The 715-nt window shown below is 48.1% G+C and carries 1 protein-coding gene; it reads right to left on the minus strand.

Annotated elements, in window-relative coordinates; genetic code table 11:
* Positions 1 to 29: 29 nt before the first annotated feature.
* A complete protein-coding gene (locus tag ALO43_RS16855; protein ID WP_011167681.1) occupies positions 30 to 518 on the minus strand; it encodes a YagU family protein in 489 nt (162 codons plus the stop codon).
* Positions 519 to 715: the final 197 nt, after the last annotated feature.

A 715-nucleotide genomic window follows, 5' to 3' on the forward strand; every position in this document is an offset into this window, starting at 1 on the left:
GAGGCCATTTCGATTGCAGGCTGTTACAGCTAACCAGGGCCGGGCGACCAACGTTGCTGCAGATCGCGACGTATGACTTCGATCACCCATATCCATAGCAAGTGTCCAAAGGTTTCAGATGCCCATTCCGCTGGAGGAAGCTCCCAGAGCGGAGGAGCCCAGTGAAACATCGGTAAAAGTACCCCGTGAAAAGCCAGGGTGACAAGCATGCCAAAGCCAAAACCTTGCCATACGGCAATACGCGGATACCTAAGCGCAGTCAGGCAATAGAAGATGGCGAAAAAAATGGAAAAGCTTTGGTGAATCAAGGCACTGCCATAATTCACCATGTGCTCGGAGTAAACGTAGGTAAGCTGATTAGCGTTGATACCGAGCGAATCAAGCATCTCTAAAGGCGGGATTGGACGATCTGGTGTGCGAGGCGGAAATGGGATTTCCGTCCCCCACTTGACAAAGCTAGAAACGTTACCTCCAATTAGGCCGGCCGCTGCCGCGACATAATATTCACGAGTTTTCAAGTCAACATCCTTTCCTTCGATAGACCAAGCTTGAGAGATCCAGATCTGCGCCCAGAGCGTTTCCTCAAAATAGAAGTACCAGACGGCTATTCGTATATCTATGGTTTTAATAGGTAAATTATAAATATCGAAGCGATATTATTCTGAGACTGCACACGATCATACAAATTTTTCCGCTTTCTTATGGGGGGTGTAAC

Origin of the sequence: Pseudomonas tremae (genome assembly GCF_001401155.1) — a bacterium.
GTDB lineage: Bacteria > Pseudomonadota > Gammaproteobacteria > Pseudomonadales > Pseudomonadaceae > Aquipseudomonas > Aquipseudomonas tremae.